This window comes from Collinsella sp. AM09-41 (genome assembly GCF_003473245.1).
GTDB lineage: Bacteria > Actinomycetota > Coriobacteriia > Coriobacteriales > Coriobacteriaceae > Collinsella.
Window position 1 is genome coordinate 48278 of the sequence record NZ_QRMJ01000004.1, and the last position, 16053, is coordinate 64330.

Genomic DNA, 16053 nt, shown 5'->3' on the forward strand with positions numbered 1-16053 from the left:
TATGCGCTTTATATGGCTCCATTTTTGGGTACAGTGTTGAGCCGATATTGCATTGGGGGATATATGAGCGATGAGACGTATGGCCGCGAGGATGCGGCCCAGGATGCGGAAGCATGTGCCGAAGCCCTGGAGAGCCTTGACCGGATCGCGCTAGACGAGCTCTCGTTTAGCGATTCGGTCGTCGACGCGCAAGACGAGGTGCACGAAGACACTGAGGACGAAGGCGGCGACGCCAAAGACGCTCCTGACGAAGCCGAAGAGGACGATAGCGAGGCCGACGACCAGCCCGAATCCGACACGGGCGAGGAAACCGTCTTGCTCGACAGCTTACCGGCCGAAGATTCGCTGACTCGCGAGCTTCCTGGCCTGGGTTCCGCACCAGCCGTGGATGAGACCATCGCCATGGGCGATATTCCCCTGCCGTCCGTTCCCTCGGCACACGAAGCCGAGGTCCGCCATCGCAAGATGTCGCCCAAGCGCCGCAATCTGATGGTCGCCGGTGTCGTGGCCGTCGCGCTCGTCGCCGGCGGTGCAGGCTATGCTGCCTGGAACGGATATCAGCAAGAGCAGGCTGCCGCTGTCGCCGCCAATGCCCACACGATGATGTCGGTGCAGATTGGCGTGCATGCCGCGGGCCTCGACTGTTCCGCCGGCTCCAAGATTCCCGTACAAGTGAGTGGCCAGGATTCTGACGGATCCTCCGTGAGCGAAACACTCTATGTTGACGAGCACGGCCGTGGCATCAAACTGCTACCCGGTGACTACACGCTCTCCATCGCTGCCTCCCCCATCGCGTCCGACGGCACCGTCTATACCGTGCCGACCACCAAGGCGCAGGTCACGATCAAGAGCGACGGACAGGACCTAAGCAGCCAGGCCGCCTTTAAGCTCAAGGTGCCTTCGGCCGACACGGTAACCGACGACCAGATCGATGCCGCCGCCAAATATGCCGAGGAGGGAGGCGCGAGCTCCGCCGCCACCGCCAAGGTGCTCCAGCAGGCGGCAACCGCGCGGCGCGACGCCGCCGTCAATGCCGTGAGCGCGCAAAAGGCACAGGCAGCCCGCGATGCTGACGCTCGCCACAAGGCAACCGACCTCTACCAGCTCGATATCCCCGTCGAGTGGTACGGCAAGGTCGAGACTTGGCAAAATGGCAGCACGCTATGCATCTATCTTGCCGGCGACAGCGATACGCCGATTGTGACGCTCGTCGCGGTGCGCGAGGGCGAGAGCTTTACGCCCGATGAGGGCGATACGGTTTTGGGTGCGGCCAATCTAGGCAACGGTTATACCGTCTACGCCAGCGGCCCCGTCTATCCGTACGTGGTGTCCCAGACCATCAACGGACGGACGCAGAATCCCGTGTCAACCTACCCCATGGACACGGCCATTGAGCTTGTCGAGCTCACGACCGGTAACCGCTACACCTATAGCCAGATCAAGAACGTACTGGTCAGCAAAGACGGCAAGGCAGACGCCGCGACCAAACTCGAGACCGACTACCTCGCCCAGATTCTCCTGCCGAGCATCAAGGCCCAGGACTAGCGGACCATGACACCTGAGTCCTGGCCTCGCAAATCCATAGACGATTAGGAAAGGAGCCACTTCCATGCGGGCACAGCATGTACCACGCCGTGTTTGCATGGAATATCGGCCTGCTCATCCATGGTAACGATTACCGACTCGCCAAGATCAAACTGGGCCATCGCGGCATCGAGCGCGGCAATTTCGCGCTCGCGCGTTTTCTCGCTTGTCATATCCACACTTACCTGAATCAGGCCGTAAGCCTGCATGAGCAGTGCATCCCCAGCCACAAAGTCCACCTCATGGCTTTTATTCTTATCTTTAATCAGCAGGCGGCAAACCGAACCGGGCCGCACGGCGGGGGTCCTTCTTCTGAGCGCATTGAACACCGCGGTCTCGAGCCTCTGACCATGATCCAATGCCGATGCGGGGGAGAACGCTCCGAACATCGCAGGATCGACGGCGTAGACCTTAGACGCAGACCGCGTATTATTTGCAAGCGAACGCGTGAACTCCGGCACCGAAAACAGCAGGTAGGCGTCCTCGTAATACTCAAGTAAGTCGCTGAGCGTATTTCGACTGACGGATATCTGTCTGCTCTTGAACTCGTTGTACACTTTGTTCACTGACAGCTCTCGTCCCGAAGATGCCATGCACCGCGCCAGAAACAGCGAGGCCAAACGGGGGTTCTTGACGTCGTAACGTTCAACGACGTCCATGGCGACCGTTCGCGACGCATATTCCTGTAGCAGCTGAATCGCGTCTGCGGGCGTCTGCTCAAGTGTCGCGATGAATCCCCCTCGCTCGAGATATCCGACCAGATGGTGTCGGAGCAACGCTGCAGCGCTTGAGGAGAAGGGCGCGTTCGACTCAGGAACGCCCCCCGTCTTATATCGGACGTATTCCGAAAAACTCAACGGAAAAAGCTCTCGCACAAGAGAACGGCCCCTGAACTCGCTCTTAAGTTCTGAGGACAGCATCTTAGAAGAAGATCCCGTCACGTAAACGGTCGCCTTCTCCGTATCGACCACGCGTCGCAGAAACGCACCCCATTCGGGTATTTCCTGGATCTCGTCAAAGAAAAGGTAGGCGCCCTCGCCTCGAGCAGCAGGATATAGTGCATAGAATGTATCGAGCACGTCCGCTAGTAGCGATGGCTCATACGGACGCAAGCGCTCATCCTCAAAATTGAAATATAGCATCCGGTCAAGCTCGACGCCTTGGCCCTGAAGCCGCCGTATCTCCTGATACAGGCGATACGTCTTTCCACAACGACGGGCGCCCACAATCACATATACGATGTTGTCGCGCTTTGGCTCCTGCGGGTTGCCCAGATCAAGGTCGCGCTCAAAGACCTGCGGAATCCCCTGTTGCTCAAAGTCCTTTATTTTTTGAGCCACCAAGTCGTTGAATGCCATAATTCTCCAATCTTGCTCTCCTGCTAATCAAGATTATAACGATTCTTGATTAGCAGGAGAGCAAGATTATGCGTATCTTGATTAATGGATAAGCAAGTTTTCTATTAGTGGCCCCTCCCGGAGGATATCGAGCGGCCGAGGGGGCAGGCATGAACGCCTCTAGCCGAAAACAAAGTAGCTAAAAAAGCCCCGTCCCAAATGAGCTACTTAACGCCAGGGGTCGGCTTCGAAGAGGGGCTCGCGCTCGGGGCGACGATCGCTATAAGGATCGTAGCCGTCGTCATCCTCGTTCTCGGCACGGATATAGGGGTCGCGCGGCTTGGGCGCCGGTTTAGGCGCAGGCTTAGGTGCGGCGGGTGCGGCATCGGTCGCCGGCGTGTTCGTCTTGTTCTTGTCTGTCATCTGCATAGCTCCTTGCCATGTACTCACGTTCAACACCATCGATTGTCGCACGAAAAAGGGCGGCGGACCCGATTGGATCCGCCGCCCTTGGCGTTTTGCGATGAGGGGCGGTTTAAAAGCCGGCCCAAAATCTACTCGGCGTCGGGGACTTCGTAGGTGGCCGCCGGCGTGTTGTCGCACACGACGGTAAAGCCGCCGTCCTTGTCGACATCGACCGTCACCTGATCGCCCTCGCGCACCGTACCGTCGATGATAGCGGCGGCAATGGCATCCACGACCTCGCGCTGCACGAGACGCTTGAGCGGACGGGCACCAAAGACCGGGTCCAGGCCGCCCACGGCGAGCATCTGCTTGGCCGCCGGGGTGATGGCCAGCGTCATGCGCTCCTTGGCCAGACGCGCGCGGACGTCGGCGAGCTGGATGTCGACGATCTTCTCGATCTGCGCCATGCCGAGCGGATGGAACACCACGATATCGTCGATACGGTTGAGGAACTCGGGGCGGAAGGTTTGAGCCATGGCCCCGTCAACCTGATGGCGCATCTCCTCCTCGTCCTTGCCGGACAGATCGGCGATAGCCTTGGAGCCCACGTTGGACGTCATGATGATAATCGTGTTCTTGAAGGACACCTGGCGACCCTGGCCATCGGTCAGGCGGCCGTCGTCGAGCACCTGCAGCAGCACGTTAAAGACATCCGGATGGGCCTTCTCCATCTCGTCGAGCAAGATTACGGAGTACGGACGACGGCGCACGGCCTCGGTGAGCTGGCCGCCCTCGTCGTAGCCCACGTATCCCGGGGGCGCACCGATCAGACGCTGGACGCTGAACTTCTCCATGTACTCGGACATGTCGATACGCACGAGCGCGCGCTCGTCATCGAACAGGCACTCGGCAAGCGCCTTGGCGAGCTCGGTCTTGCCTACGCCGGTGGGGCCCAGGAAGAAGAAGCTGCCGATGGGCTTGTCCGGATCGGAGAGGCCCGCACGGCTGCGGCGCACAGCTGCGGCGACAGCAGAGACGGCCTCGTCCTGGCCGATGACGCGCTTATGCAGCTCGCCCTCCAAGCCCTTCAGCTTGTCGAGCTCGCCCTGCATCATCTTGGACACGGGCACGCCGGTCCAGGCGCTCACGACCTCGGCGATCTCATCGGAGGTCACCTGTTCGTTGAGGCCCTCGCCATCCTGCTGCTTTTGCGCCTCGAGTGCAGCCTCGGACTCCTGAATCTGCTGCTGCAGACCCGGGATCACGGAATAGCGCAGCTCGGACGCGCGGCCCAGATCGCCGTTGCGCGTCGCGCGCTCCTCTTCGCTCTTGGCCTCGTCGAGCTGCCCCTTGAGCTCCTGCACGTGGTCGATGGCGTTCTTTTGGTTGAGCCAGCCAGCCTTTTGCACGTTGAGCTTTTCCTGCACCTCGGCAATCTCTTGGCGCAGGGCCTCCAGACGCTCCTTGGAGGCGTCGTCGGTCTCCTTCATAAGCGCCTGCTCCTCGATCTGCAGCTGGGTGAGCTGACGCGTGGTGGCGTCGATTTCGACCGGCATGCTGTCGAGTTCCATGCGCAGGCGGCTTGCCGCCTCATCGACCAGGTCGATGGCCTTGTCGGGCAGGAAGCGGTCGGCGATGTAGCGATCGGAGAGGTCGGCAGCTGCCACGAGCGCGCTATCGGTGATGTGCACGCCGTGGAAGATCTCGTACTTCTCCTTGAGGCCACGCAGAATCGAGATGGTGTCCTCGACGGTGGGCTCGCTGACCATTACGGTCTGGAAACGACGGGCGAGCGCCGCGTCCTTCTCGATGTACTTGCGGTATTCGTCAAGCGTAGTCGCGCCGATCGCATGCAAGTCGCCACGGGCAAGCGCCGGCTTCAGGATGTTGCCGGCGTCCATGGAGCCCTCGGTGGCACCCGCGCCCACGATGGTATGGAGCTCATCGATGAACAGGATGACCTTGCCCTCGGACTTCTGTACCTCCTTGAGCACGGCCTTCAAGCGGTCCTCGAACTCGCCGCGGTACTTGGCGCCGGCGACCAGCGCGCTCATGTCGAGCTCGATGAGATCACGGTCGCGCAGCGTGCTCGGCACGTCGCCGGCCACGATACGCTGGGCGATGCCCTCGACGATGGCCGTCTTGCCGACGCCCGGCTCACCGATGAGCACGGGGTTGTTCTTGGTGCGGCGGGACAGGACCTGAATGGTGCGGCGGATCTCGTCAGTACGGCCGATGACCGGGTCGAGCTTGCCGGCGCGAGCCAGATCGCAGATGTTGCGACCGTACTGCTCCAGCGCCTCAAACTGCGTCTTGTCCTCGGCAGACGTCACGCGGTCATCGCCGCGCAGCTCCTCATAGACCTGCTCGATGCGCTCCTTGGTCACGCCGGCGTCGCGCAGAACGCGGCCGGCCTCGCCCTTGTCCTCGGCGAGCGCCATCAGCAAATGCTCGGTCACCACAAAGCTGTCGCCCATCTTGGTGGCCTTCTTCTCGGCCTTCTCGATGACGCGGACGAGCTCATTGGACAGGCCCATCTGCTGGCCCTCGCCCGAAACCTTGGGCGCGCGGTCGATGGCATCTTGTGTGGAGCGTGCAAGCTGGGCCGGATCGGCGCCGATGCGCTCGATGATCACGGAGATATTGCGCTCGCCGGCACCAAGCAGGGCGGACAGCAGGTGAATCGGCTCCACCGCGCCGGCCTGCGCGTCGGCAGCCGTGCTCATGGCGGTCTGCAGCGCCTCGCGCGACGTCATTGCTAGCTTATCGATTCTCATGGAATCACCTCTCTTGGGGCGGCCGCCCTACGGGGCGGCTTCACGTTGTTCGAGAAGTATTGTTGCCAGCTTTGTGCGATCTTATACACAAATCTAAGTCTCTATATATAAGATTTTCTGAGTGAATTACGGATAGGGTACTGAGATGTCAGCCCGCCGCTGCCCAGGCGCGCTACCGTCTCGATCTGTAACATCTAGCAGCCATTTTTGATCCTAGATGTTACAGATCGAGACAGACCGAAAACCACCACAAAGAGGACAGGCACCTTTGTGGTGGTCGCGGTCTCTACTCCTTCGCCGAACCCGTACTTCCCGATTCGACGGTCCAGGGCATCTCATCCTCGAACAGCCATGTACGGGCAGACCCACTATCGCGTGCAGTCTGCGGGTCAGGCAAGCAGGTCTGTTTATAGGCATCTTGGATACACTGACCCATAAAATCGTTGAGCTCGCTCTGGTCGCCCTCCATGACATAGGCGACATCGCCGTCCATGATGTAGATGCCCGGACCCTCATTGCCCTCGTAGCCCGGATCGTACGAGACATCACATAACTTTGCGCCGTTTGCAGTGTCCAGCTCGATGGACGAGTGGCATCCGCCAACCATGTCGTTCGCTTTTGCCCGATAGGACGCATATCCGTACCAACGCTTAAATGTTTTGCCCTTGAGTAGCTCGGACGCCCTATCGATCAGGCTTGTATCCGTGGTATAGCGCATGGCCCCAAGCTGAATACGCGGATAATTACTAATACCCAGCACAGCCGGCTGCTCATCAAAATCAACGGTAATGGTCTCGGGCTTGTCGTCGCCGGTCAGAAGTTCGACAGATTGAGTCACAGGCTTGACCACCGGCTCCGTCACCGCAGCAGGTAGAAATGCCATACCGACAGCGCCCGCGCCAACCACAGCGATCGCAAGCGCCAAGACAATCAATCCAATACGGGCAGAACGGCTCACGGCAAAACACCCCACAATGCAAACCTTCGCCACCTGCACTAATGATACCGCCAGCTAACACTATTACCAAAAGAAGCCGCGCGCTCCTCACCACCACAAAGGGGACAGGCACCTTTGTGGTGGTTTTCGACGCTAACGGTCGACCATCTCGCGCAATGAGATTAAACTTGAATTGCTCTCTGAACATATCCATTTCTGCCTATCCTCAACAGATCTTTGTCTCGAGGAGCGCATATGAAGCCGCCTCATTCCACCGGTCGCAACGTCATCGCCATTCTCGCCATACCCATCGTGATGCTCTTCCTTATCGTCATCACGCCCTTTTCCCTTGGTATCACCTCGCCCTTCGATTTATGCGGAATGGTCGACGCCAGCTCGCGTGCCACCTCGCCCTCCTTTATCTGTCGCGGCGTGTTTTACGAAGATGGAATTCCCACCGGAAGTTGGCAGTCAAAGTTGCCACTGCTCGGTCAGATCGACGGATGCTCCCCCTATTTCTGCCTTGGACCTCAGACGCTAAACTATCTAATCGACGACCAGCCACTCGACTTCATCACCCTCGCCTACGACTACGCACCAAACACCGATGAGCGCCACATGAACCAAGTCCTCGACAAGATGCTTGGACAGTGCGGGCTCACCGAGGAGGCCGGTCGAACCATCTATAGCAACCAGAAATTAAAGCGAACAGAACTCCGCCGTGTCGGAAAAATCAAAGGGCGAAACGGGGCCGCCTACTGGGATGCCTGGGCAACACGCGACAAGGGCGAATTCGGACACAGCACCTATATGGTCACTGTCTACACCAAAGACGGAATTAAGGACAATGTTGACGATTTCGCGTCATCCAAACTCGGCATCCCCAAAACAACCAAACCCGCCAGCCCAGATGAAATTCTGTAGAGCCGCCCATTAACATGCCGCTCAACGATCACAACAGCATCGAGCTCGTCCCCACCACCACAAAGGTGCCTGTCCCCTTTGTGGTGGTTTTCAACAAAAAGAAGCCGCCCCGATAACAGGGACGGCATCAAGCAAGTCTATTTTTGGCGCCCCTCAAGACCCAACGAGAACGCAGAAATGTAGCCCGGGGCTTACCCTTTCCCGAACGCGACCCTCGCGAAGCGCGTGAGCGAGCGGGAAAGGGTAAGCCCCGGGCGGACAATTAAGTGCGTTACTCGGCAGCGGCCTTGAACTTGTTGTAGTTGATCAGGCAGCCGGCCTTGACGATGGCACGCTCCTCGGCCGTCATATCGGCAATGTAGAGCTCAATCTGCTCGACCGCACCATCGGCGCGCACCACGTAGGCGGCGATGTCCTTTAGGTCGCCATCGAGCGCGGCACGGATACCCGGCACAAAGACGTAGTCGCCCACCTCAAAGCTGGGCTCGGCCTCCATCTGGAAGGGAACCATGCCCCAGTTCATGACGTTGGAGCGATAGCGCTTGGTGGCGTACTCGTGGACGATGTTGGCCAGGCCGCCGATCACGCGCTGGCAGCTCGCAGCCTGCTCGCGGGCAGAACCGTCGCCCGGCTTCTTGGCGTAGAGCATGGAGCCGTACTCGGTCGCCTTGGCATCGGCCGCGACGCCCACGCCGGCCAGTGCCTCAAACACGCCGGCAAGCTCGGCATCGAGCGCCGCTAGGTCGCCCGCGGCCTCGCCGGCCACACGACGCTTCTCCACGGCGTCGACCTCCTTGGAACGACCCACGTAGGCCGGGTCGCGGCGGCTGAGCGTAAACTCAGCCAGGCCCAGCGGATTGGAGCGGAAGGAGCTCGTCTCGCCCGAGGGAATGAGCTCGTCGGTCGTGGTGACCGGGTCCATGATCTTGGAGCACACCTTGAGCAGGATGTCGTCGCCGAGGGGCTCCATCGCGGGCCACGGCTTGATGTTGGGGCCCTCGACCAGCTCATCTGCGGGCTCGGCCTTGCCAAAGCCCCAGTACACGCGCTTTTTGTACGGCGCGTCGTCAAAGGTGTACTCGCAGGCCTCGTCCCAAGTGTCCTCGGGCAGATCGGTCGCCGGGGTGAGCACGCCGCCGTTGGCCGCGGTCGCCGCAATGGAGCGGGCGTCCATCAGGGCCACGGCGCTCAGCTGGCCGTTGCCCGGCTTGGAACCCTCGCGGTTGGGGAAGTTGCGCGTGGTGTGGCGGATCGAAAGGCCGTTGTTGGCGGGCGTGTCGCCGGCACCGAAGCACGGGCCGCAGAACGCCGTGCGCACGATCGCGCCGGCCTCCATAAGGTCGTAGATATAGCCGCGGCGTGTAAGCTCGAGTGCCACGGGCTGGCTCGTGGGATAGACCGACAGCGAGAACTCGCCGCAGCCGGTGTTGGCGCCCTTGAGCACGCGGGCAGCCTGGACCACGGAGTCGTAGTTGCCGCCCGAGCAGCCGGCGATAACGCCCTGCTGCACGTGCAGCTTGCCGTCGACGATTTTGTCGAGCAGGCTAAAGTGCGTCTTGCCCTCGCCGATCTTGGCGGCCTCGAGCTCGACCTCGTGCAGGATGTCCTCGAGGTTCTCGTTGAGCTCGTCAATCTCAAAGCCGTTGGAAGGATGGAACGGCAGCGCGATCATGGGCTTGACGCTCGACAGGTCGACCTCGACGCAGCCGTCATAGTAGGCGACATCGGCGGGCTTGAGCTCGCGGTAGTCGTCACCGCGGCCGTGCATGGTCAAAAACGCGTGTGTGTCCTCGTCGGTAGCCCAGATGCTCGACAGACAGGTGGTCTCGGTGGTCATGACGTCGACGCCGTTGCGGTAGTCGGTCGTCATGCTCGCGATGCCGGGGCCCACAAACTCCATGACCTTATTCTTGACGTAGCCCTTGGCAAAGACGGCACGGATGATGGCGAGTGCCACATCGTGCGGGCCAACGCCGGGGCGCGGGGCGCCCGTGAGGTAGATGGCGACGACGCCGGGATAGGCGACATCGTAGGTGTCGCGCAGCAGCTGCTTTGCCAGCTCGCCGCCGCCCTCGCCCACGGCCATGGTGCCCAGAGCGCCGTAGCGGGTGTGCGAGTCGGAGCCCAGGATCATCTTGCCGCAGCCCGCGAAGTTCTCACGCATAAAGGAGTGGATAACGGCGATATGCGGTGGAACGAAGATGCCACCGTACTTCTTGGCAGCCGAGAGGCCAAAGACGTGGTCGTCCTCGTTGATGGTGCCGCCCACGGCGCACAGCGAATTATGGCAGTTGGTGAGCACGTAAGGCAGCGGGAACTGCTCCATGCCCGAGGCGCGCGCCGTCTGGATGATGCCGACAAAGGTGATGTCGTGGCTCGCCATGGCATCGAAGCGAATCTTGAGCGCCTCGGGGTCGCCGGACGTATTGTGTGCCTGAAGGATCGAATACGCGATGGTGCCGCGCTTGGCATCCTCGGGCGTCTGCGTAATACCACGCTCGGCAGCCTCAGCCGCAGGCACAACCTCGCTGCCACCGCGCAGGTAGATGCCGTCCTCGTACAGCTTGACCATACTGTCTCCCACTCTGCCCAAAAGATTTGGGCGCATAGCATACATTCGTTCAATATCGTGCCATAGAACGGTTGCGAGTGGGTTACGAATCTGCACGTTCACTTTATCTCAGTAAAGCATAGGACGAGTCCGGTGTGGGCCGGCAGATTTGGTGCAAGAGTGTCCCTTTCGACTAGTCATTTAAGAACGTCCCCAATGACTACCGCATCCGGAGCAAGGCAACGCCGCAGGTAGAGGACGGACAGCGAGCGACGTCCAGAGCGAACAAGTTGGCATGAAAAAGGCAAGGCATAGACCTTCTGGTCATGCCTTGCCTTTTGAATGACAAATTGTCGCTCTGGGCGGCGCGCAGCGTCGAGCCGTTACGCCGTTCGGTAGAACGGCGTAACCTACAAGTCCCCGCCGGCGCCCAGTAGTTTGCGCATGACTTGCTCGGGGTTGACCGAGCCGTCGCGCGGGGCCAGGGCGGTGATCTTCTTTTGCATCTTGTACTCGTGCAGCTCGTCCTCGAGCTGGCGTACGCGGGCGCGGAGCTTCTCGTTCTCGCGCTCGCGCTCCTCGGCACGCTCCTTCATATCGAGGATGCGCACCACGCCGGCAAGGTTGATGCCCTCGTCGGTCAGTTGGTTGATGAGCTCCAGGCGCTCGATATCGGCACGCGAATACAGACGCGTGTTGCCGCCCGAGCGCTGGGGGTTCACCAGGCCCTTGGACTCGTAGACGCGCAGAGTCTGCGGATGCATGCCGGTCAGCTCGGCCGCCACGCTGATCATGTACAGCGGTTTGTTCCTATTGTCCTCGGCCATGCTACCTGACCCCTTTCCGTCTCACTATCGTCCATCATAAGCCTGCGGCCAGCCCGTGGGCCACGCAACCGCCCTAGTACGTCGCCTTATAACGGTTGACCTTCTCGCGGTAGTCGCGCGTGTCGGCCTCGCGCAGCTTGGTCATGGCATCGCGCTCGTCGTCGGACAGGTTCGTGGGGACCTGCACCTTGATCTCGACGAGCAGCGCGCCTGTGCGGCCACGGTGCTTGACGTCGGGCGCACCCATCTCCTTAAAGCGGAACTTCTTGCCCGTCTGGGTGCCCGCAGGCACTTTCAAACGAACCGTCGCACCGCCGGGCGTGGGCACGTCCACCGTGCAGCCGAGCGCCGCCTCGTAGACCGAGACCGGTACCTCCATGGTCACGTCGGCGCCTTTGCGCTTAAACAGCGGGTGCTCCTCCACATGCGTAGTCACGACCAAGTCGCCGCGCTCGCCACCGGCAACGCCGTACTCGCCACGGCGCTTGTAGCGCAGCTTGCCGCCGTCGACCGCGCCCGCAGGCACCGAGACCGTAATGGTCTGCTGCTCGCCTGTCGAGGGAATGCGGTAGGTGACCTTGTGCGTCACGCCGCGAAACGCGTCCTCGGCCGTTACGTCGACAGTCAGCGACAGGTCGCCGCCCTTGCGCGCGCGGCTGCGACCCGCGCCGGCACCGGCAGCACCCGCAGCCCCGGCAAAGCCCGAGCCCCAATCGCTACCCCAAGCGCCGTTGCCGCTAAAGATGCTGTCGAAGATGTCGCCCCAGCCGCTGGCGCCCGCGCCGGCACCGTAGCCGCCACCATACGCGCCGCCTGCGCCCGGCATGCCGCCGAACATGAGCATCTGGTCGTACTCTTTGCGCTTCTTCTCGTCCGAAAGCGTCTCGTAGGCCTCGCTAATCTCCTTAAACTTGGCCTCGTCGCCGCCGGCATCGGGGTGATATTTTTGCGCGAGCTTGCGAAACGCGCTCTTGATCTCTTTGTCGGAGGCGCTCTTGGATACGCCCAGGATGTCATAGAAGGTTTTGCCTGCAGCCATCGTAGCTCCTCTCCTGTTTCATCCGCCGTCCAGCGGACGGCGGCTCATGCTTTCATATGGCACTAGGCCAGAAAGGGCCCCGGGTGTTGCCCCGGGGCCCTTCTCAATTACTCCTCGGTGCTCTCGGCCGTATCGGCCGCGGCATCCTCGGGCGCCGCTTCGGGCTCCGGTGCGGGGCGCTTCTCGCCACCGTAGGTCACCGTCACCATCGCGGAACGCAGGATGCGGTCCGCCATGCGGTAGCCCTTCTGGTACACGTCGTTGACAGTCTCGTCGTACTGCGATGCGTCCTCGACACGCCCCACGGCCTGGTGCTCGAGCGGATCGAACGCCTCGCCCTTGGGGTCGATGGGCTCAACGCCCTCGTGCGCAAACACATCGAGCAGCTTGGCATGCACCGCATCGACGCCATCGACGAACTGCTTAAAGTCGTCGGAAAGCTCCTGGCTGCGGGCATGGTCGATTGCACGCTCGATATCGTCAACCACCGGCAACAGCGCGGTGACAAGCTTCTCGGTCGCGCGCTCGCGCTCGGCGATACGCTCGCTGGCGGTGCGGCGACGGAAGTTCTCCCAGTCGGCCTGCAGACGGGCGGTACGCTCGGTGGCGTCCTTTGCCTTGTCCTCGGCGGCCTTCTGGGCCTCTGCCGCAGCATCGAGCTCGCTGCGCACGTCGGCAAGCTCCTTTTGGGCCTGCTCGAACTTGAGCTTAAAGTCGTTGTCGGCGGCTTCCTCACCGGCGCGGATAGCGGCTTCCACCATCTCGTCCTCGGTCATCGTCGCCTCCTTGTTGGAATCCTCTACCTGGTTCTCGGCAGCCTCGGCGGCCTCGGCCTCGTTGGCCTCGGTATCGTCGACGGCCTCTACGGGAATCTTCACGTCCTTCTCCTCAGAGTCAACGGGGGCGGCGCCAGCGGCGGCCGCCTCCGTGCGAGCTTTACGGGCGGACATGATTACTTGCCCTCGTCGTCCACAACCTCGTAGTCGGCGTCGACAACGTCATCGTCGGCAGGCTGGGCACCGGCGGCGCCGTCGGTCTGTTGCTGAGCGTCGGCGTAGACAACCTGAGCCAGCTCGTAGGCTACGGACTGCAGGGATTCGCCAGCGGCCTTGATGGCCTCGACGTCAGAGCCCTCGAGCGCCTTCTTGGCGTCGGCGATAGCGGACTCGGCCTTGGACTTCACGTCGGCGGAAACCTTGTCGCCCAGCTCGTTGAGGGTCTGCTCGGTGGAGTAGCACAGGCTGTCGGTCTGGTTGCGGACCTCGACCTCTTCCTTCTGCTTCTTGTCCTCCTCGGCATGAGCCTCGGCGTCCTTGACCATACGATCGACTTCGTCGTCGGACAGAGCGGTGGAGCCGGAAATGGTAATCTGCTGCTCCTTGCCGGTGCCCTTGTCCTTAGCGGAGACCTTGACGATGCCGTTGGCGTCGATGTCGAAGGTGACCTCGATCTGCGGCACACCGCGGCGGGCAGCCGGGATACCGGTCAGCTGGAACTTACCGAGCGACTTGTTATCGCGGGCAAGCTCGCGCTCGCCCTGGAGCACGTTGATCTCGACGCTGGTCTGGTTGTCGGCAGCGGTGGAGTAGACCTCGGTCTTGGAGGTCGGGATCGTGGTGTTGCGGTCGATCATCTTGGTCATGATGCCGCCCATGGTCTCGACGCCCAGCGACAGCGGGGTAACGTCGAGCAGCAGGATGCCCTCGACGTCGCCGGTGAGCACGCCGCCCTGGACGGCAGCGCCGTCGGCAACGACCTCGTCGGGGTTCACGGACATGTTGGGCTGCTTGCCGGTCATGGTCTTGACCAGATCCTGGACAGCGGGCATACGGGTGGAGCCGCCGACGAGGATGACCTCGGTCAGATCGGAGAGCTTAAGCTTGGCGTCGCGCAGGGCGTTGGTGACAGGCTGCTTGCAGCGCTCGAGCAGGTCGCGGGTGATCTTCTCGAACTCGGCGCGGGTCAGCGTGTAGTTGAGGTGCAGCGGGCCGGACTGGTTCATGGTGATGAACGGCAGGTTGATGGTGGACTGCTGGGCTGCGGAGAGCTCCTTCTTGGCGTTCTCGGCGGCCTCCTTCAGACGCTGCAGGGCCATGGGGTCCTGACGCAGGTCGACACCGTTCTCCTGCTGGAACTTGTCAGCCATCCAGTCGATGACGCGCTGATCCCAGTCGTCGCCGCCCAGGTGGTTGTCGCCCGAGGTGGACAGAACCTCAAACACGCCGTCGGCGAGGTCGAGGATGGAGACGTCGAAGGTGCCGCCGCCCAGGTCGAAGACCAGAATGCGCTGGTCGGTGCCCTGCTTGTCCAGGCCATAGGCCAGAGCAGCAGCGGTCGGCTCGTTGACGATACGCTTGACGTTGAGGCCGGCGATCTTACCGGCGTCCTTGGTGGCCTGACGCTGGGCGTCGTTGAAGTAGGCCGGGACGGTGATGACGGCGTCGGTGACGGTCTCGCCCAGATACTTCTCGGCGTCGGCCTTCATCTTTGCGAGCGTCATGGCGCTCACCTGCTCGGCGGTATAATCCTTGCCCTCGATATCGACGACGGCACGGCCACCCTGGCCCTCCTTGACCTCATACGGCACGGTCTTGATCTCGGAGGTGCACTCGGAGTACTTGCGGCCCATGAAGCGCTTGATGGAGAACACGGTGTTCTTGGGGTTGGTGACAGCCTGGTTCTTAGCGGCCTTACCCACGACGCGGTCGCCGTCGGCACGGAAGCCAACAACGGACGGGGTGGTGCGGTCGCCCTCGGCGTTCACGATAATGGTCGGAGAACCGCCCTCGAGGACGGCCATAGCGGAGTTAGTAGTACCAAGGTCGATACCAAGAATCTTACTCATTAGAAATTCCCTCTCTCTTTTGCGTTCGCGCCGCCTCGACGGTCTGTCGTGTGGCGCTTCGGCTTGTCTTTCAGGATGTAGTGTATCCCCTTATGGGCCGGAATATACAAAATCTAAGTCAATTCATATAAGATTTCTTATCTCTGAGAGTTTAGGTTCTCAAATGCGCAGGTAGATGCACTGTTTGAGTTCTCGGCAGATCTATTGAGATCTATGTAGAGATGGCTGAGGTTTGGGCTTGGGAGCGCACATGGCGGCCCCGAGCTTCCCTGGGGAAAGTTCGACCCGTTTTTCGGCCAAATAATGGGATGCGGTTTCCGCAAGCACGCTCAATCGCCCTTTATTTCAAGTCACCTGTAGCTAACATTTGCGCAGCTCAACGGCCTCACCTGCATGTTTTTTAGTAAGCCGTGGCATACTCGGCGAACGGTATGAAGATGCCGGCCAGAGGGTATTGCAAACGGTCGCTCCCGTGGTATGTTTTTGCCCGAATCAAACCGGCGCGCATCGCCTGTAGCGTCGGTCAACAGAGAGGAAACTACCATGGCTCATCCCGTAATTGATGCCGACGAGTGCATCGCTTGTGGCGTTTGCGTCGACTCCTGCCCCGCTGGTGTTCTGGAGCTCCAGGACGTCGCTACCGTCGCTGACGAGGATTCCTGCGTCGCCTGTGGCGCTTGCCAGGACGCTTGCCCCGCCGGCGCGATCACCGAGATCGTCGAGGAGTAACAACTCCCCCCACTTGCACACTCACAAGTACACCGTGCACAAAAAGGAGGCCTCCACATCGCCGCGGAGGCCTCCTTTTGTTTGTATAGGCAGCTAAT

12 protein-coding genes are annotated in these 16053 nt (G+C 61.1%); 3 read left to right on the forward strand and 9 right to left on the reverse strand.

The genetic code is table 11. The features are described 5' to 3' along the window. Positions 1-63 precede the first annotated feature (63 nt). Positions 64-1545, forward strand: coding sequence for a hypothetical protein (locus DW112_RS06080; protein ID WP_118328561.1), 1482 nt, complete (start codon positions 64-66; stop codon positions 1543-1545). A 44-nt stretch (positions 1546-1589) separates the two neighbouring features. Here the strand turns inward: DW112_RS06080 and DW112_RS06085 are convergent, their stop codons facing one another. The 4 genes from DW112_RS06085 to DW112_RS06100 all read right to left on the reverse strand — a co-directional run bounded on the left by DW112_RS06085 (position 1590) and on the right by DW112_RS06100 (position 7061). Next, a complete protein-coding gene (locus DW112_RS06085; RefSeq protein ID WP_117767166.1) occupies positions 1590-2942 on the reverse strand; it encodes an ATP-binding protein in 1353 nt (450 codons plus the stop codon). Positions 2943-3149: 207 nt separating this feature from the next. Next, positions 3150-3344 (reverse strand): hypothetical protein, encoded by a 195-nt coding sequence (locus DW112_RS06090; RefSeq protein ID WP_232049598.1) that lies wholly within the window; start codon positions 3342-3344, stop codon positions 3150-3152. 131 nt (positions 3345-3475) lie between these two features. Beyond that, a complete protein-coding gene (gene clpB / locus DW112_RS06095; protein WP_118328562.1) occupies positions 3476-6103 on the reverse strand; it encodes an ATP-dependent chaperone ClpB in 2628 nt (875 codons plus the stop codon). Between the two features lie 286 nt (positions 6104-6389). After that, positions 6390-7061: a hypothetical protein gene (locus tag DW112_RS06100; RefSeq protein ID WP_124785760.1), complete on the reverse strand. Its 672-nt coding sequence runs from the start codon at positions 7059-7061 to the stop codon at positions 6390-6392. 234 nt (positions 7062-7295) lie between these two features. On the opposite strand from DW112_RS06100, the gene DW112_RS06105 reads away from it, so the two are divergent. After that, positions 7296-7964 (forward strand): hypothetical protein, encoded by a 669-nt coding sequence (locus DW112_RS06105; protein WP_118328564.1) that lies wholly within the window; start codon positions 7296-7298, stop codon positions 7962-7964. 271 nt (positions 7965-8235) lie between these two features. On the opposite strand, the gene DW112_RS06110 is transcribed toward DW112_RS06105, so the two are convergent. The 5 genes from DW112_RS06110 to dnaK all read right to left on the reverse strand — a co-directional run bounded on the left by DW112_RS06110 (position 8236) and on the right by dnaK (position 15226). Next, the gene (locus DW112_RS06110) at positions 8236-10536 is read right to left on the reverse strand and encodes a hydratase (protein WP_118328565.1); all 2301 of its coding nucleotides are present in this window, start codon (positions 10534-10536) and stop codon (positions 8236-8238) included. A gap of 389 nt (positions 10537-10925) precedes the next feature. After that, entirely contained in the window at positions 10926-11342 is a 417-nt protein-coding gene (locus DW112_RS06115; RefSeq protein ID WP_006235210.1) for a heat shock protein transcriptional repressor HspR, read from the reverse strand. Positions 11343-11415: 73 nt separating this feature from the next. Continuing rightward, positions 11416-12381 (reverse strand): DnaJ C-terminal domain-containing protein, encoded by a 966-nt coding sequence (locus DW112_RS06120; RefSeq protein ID WP_055285310.1) that lies wholly within the window; start codon positions 12379-12381, stop codon positions 11416-11418. Positions 12382-12488: 107 nt separating this feature from the next. After that, positions 12489-13331, reverse strand: coding sequence for a nucleotide exchange factor GrpE (locus DW112_RS06125; protein WP_117583638.1), 843 nt, complete (start codon positions 13329-13331; stop codon positions 12489-12491). Positions 13332-13333: 2 nt separating this feature from the next. After that, complete coding sequence (dnaK, locus tag DW112_RS06130) at positions 13334-15226, reverse strand: molecular chaperone DnaK (RefSeq protein WP_118328566.1); 1893 nt, start codon at positions 15224-15226, stop codon at positions 13334-13336. A 543-nt stretch (positions 15227-15769) separates the two neighbouring features. Between dnaK and DW112_RS06135 the strand changes: the two genes are divergently transcribed. Beyond that, positions 15770-15955: a DUF362 domain-containing protein gene (locus DW112_RS06135; RefSeq protein ID WP_006235216.1), complete on the forward strand. Its 186-nt coding sequence runs from the start codon at positions 15770-15772 to the stop codon at positions 15953-15955. The last annotated feature ends 98 nt before the right edge of the window (positions 15956-16053 follow it).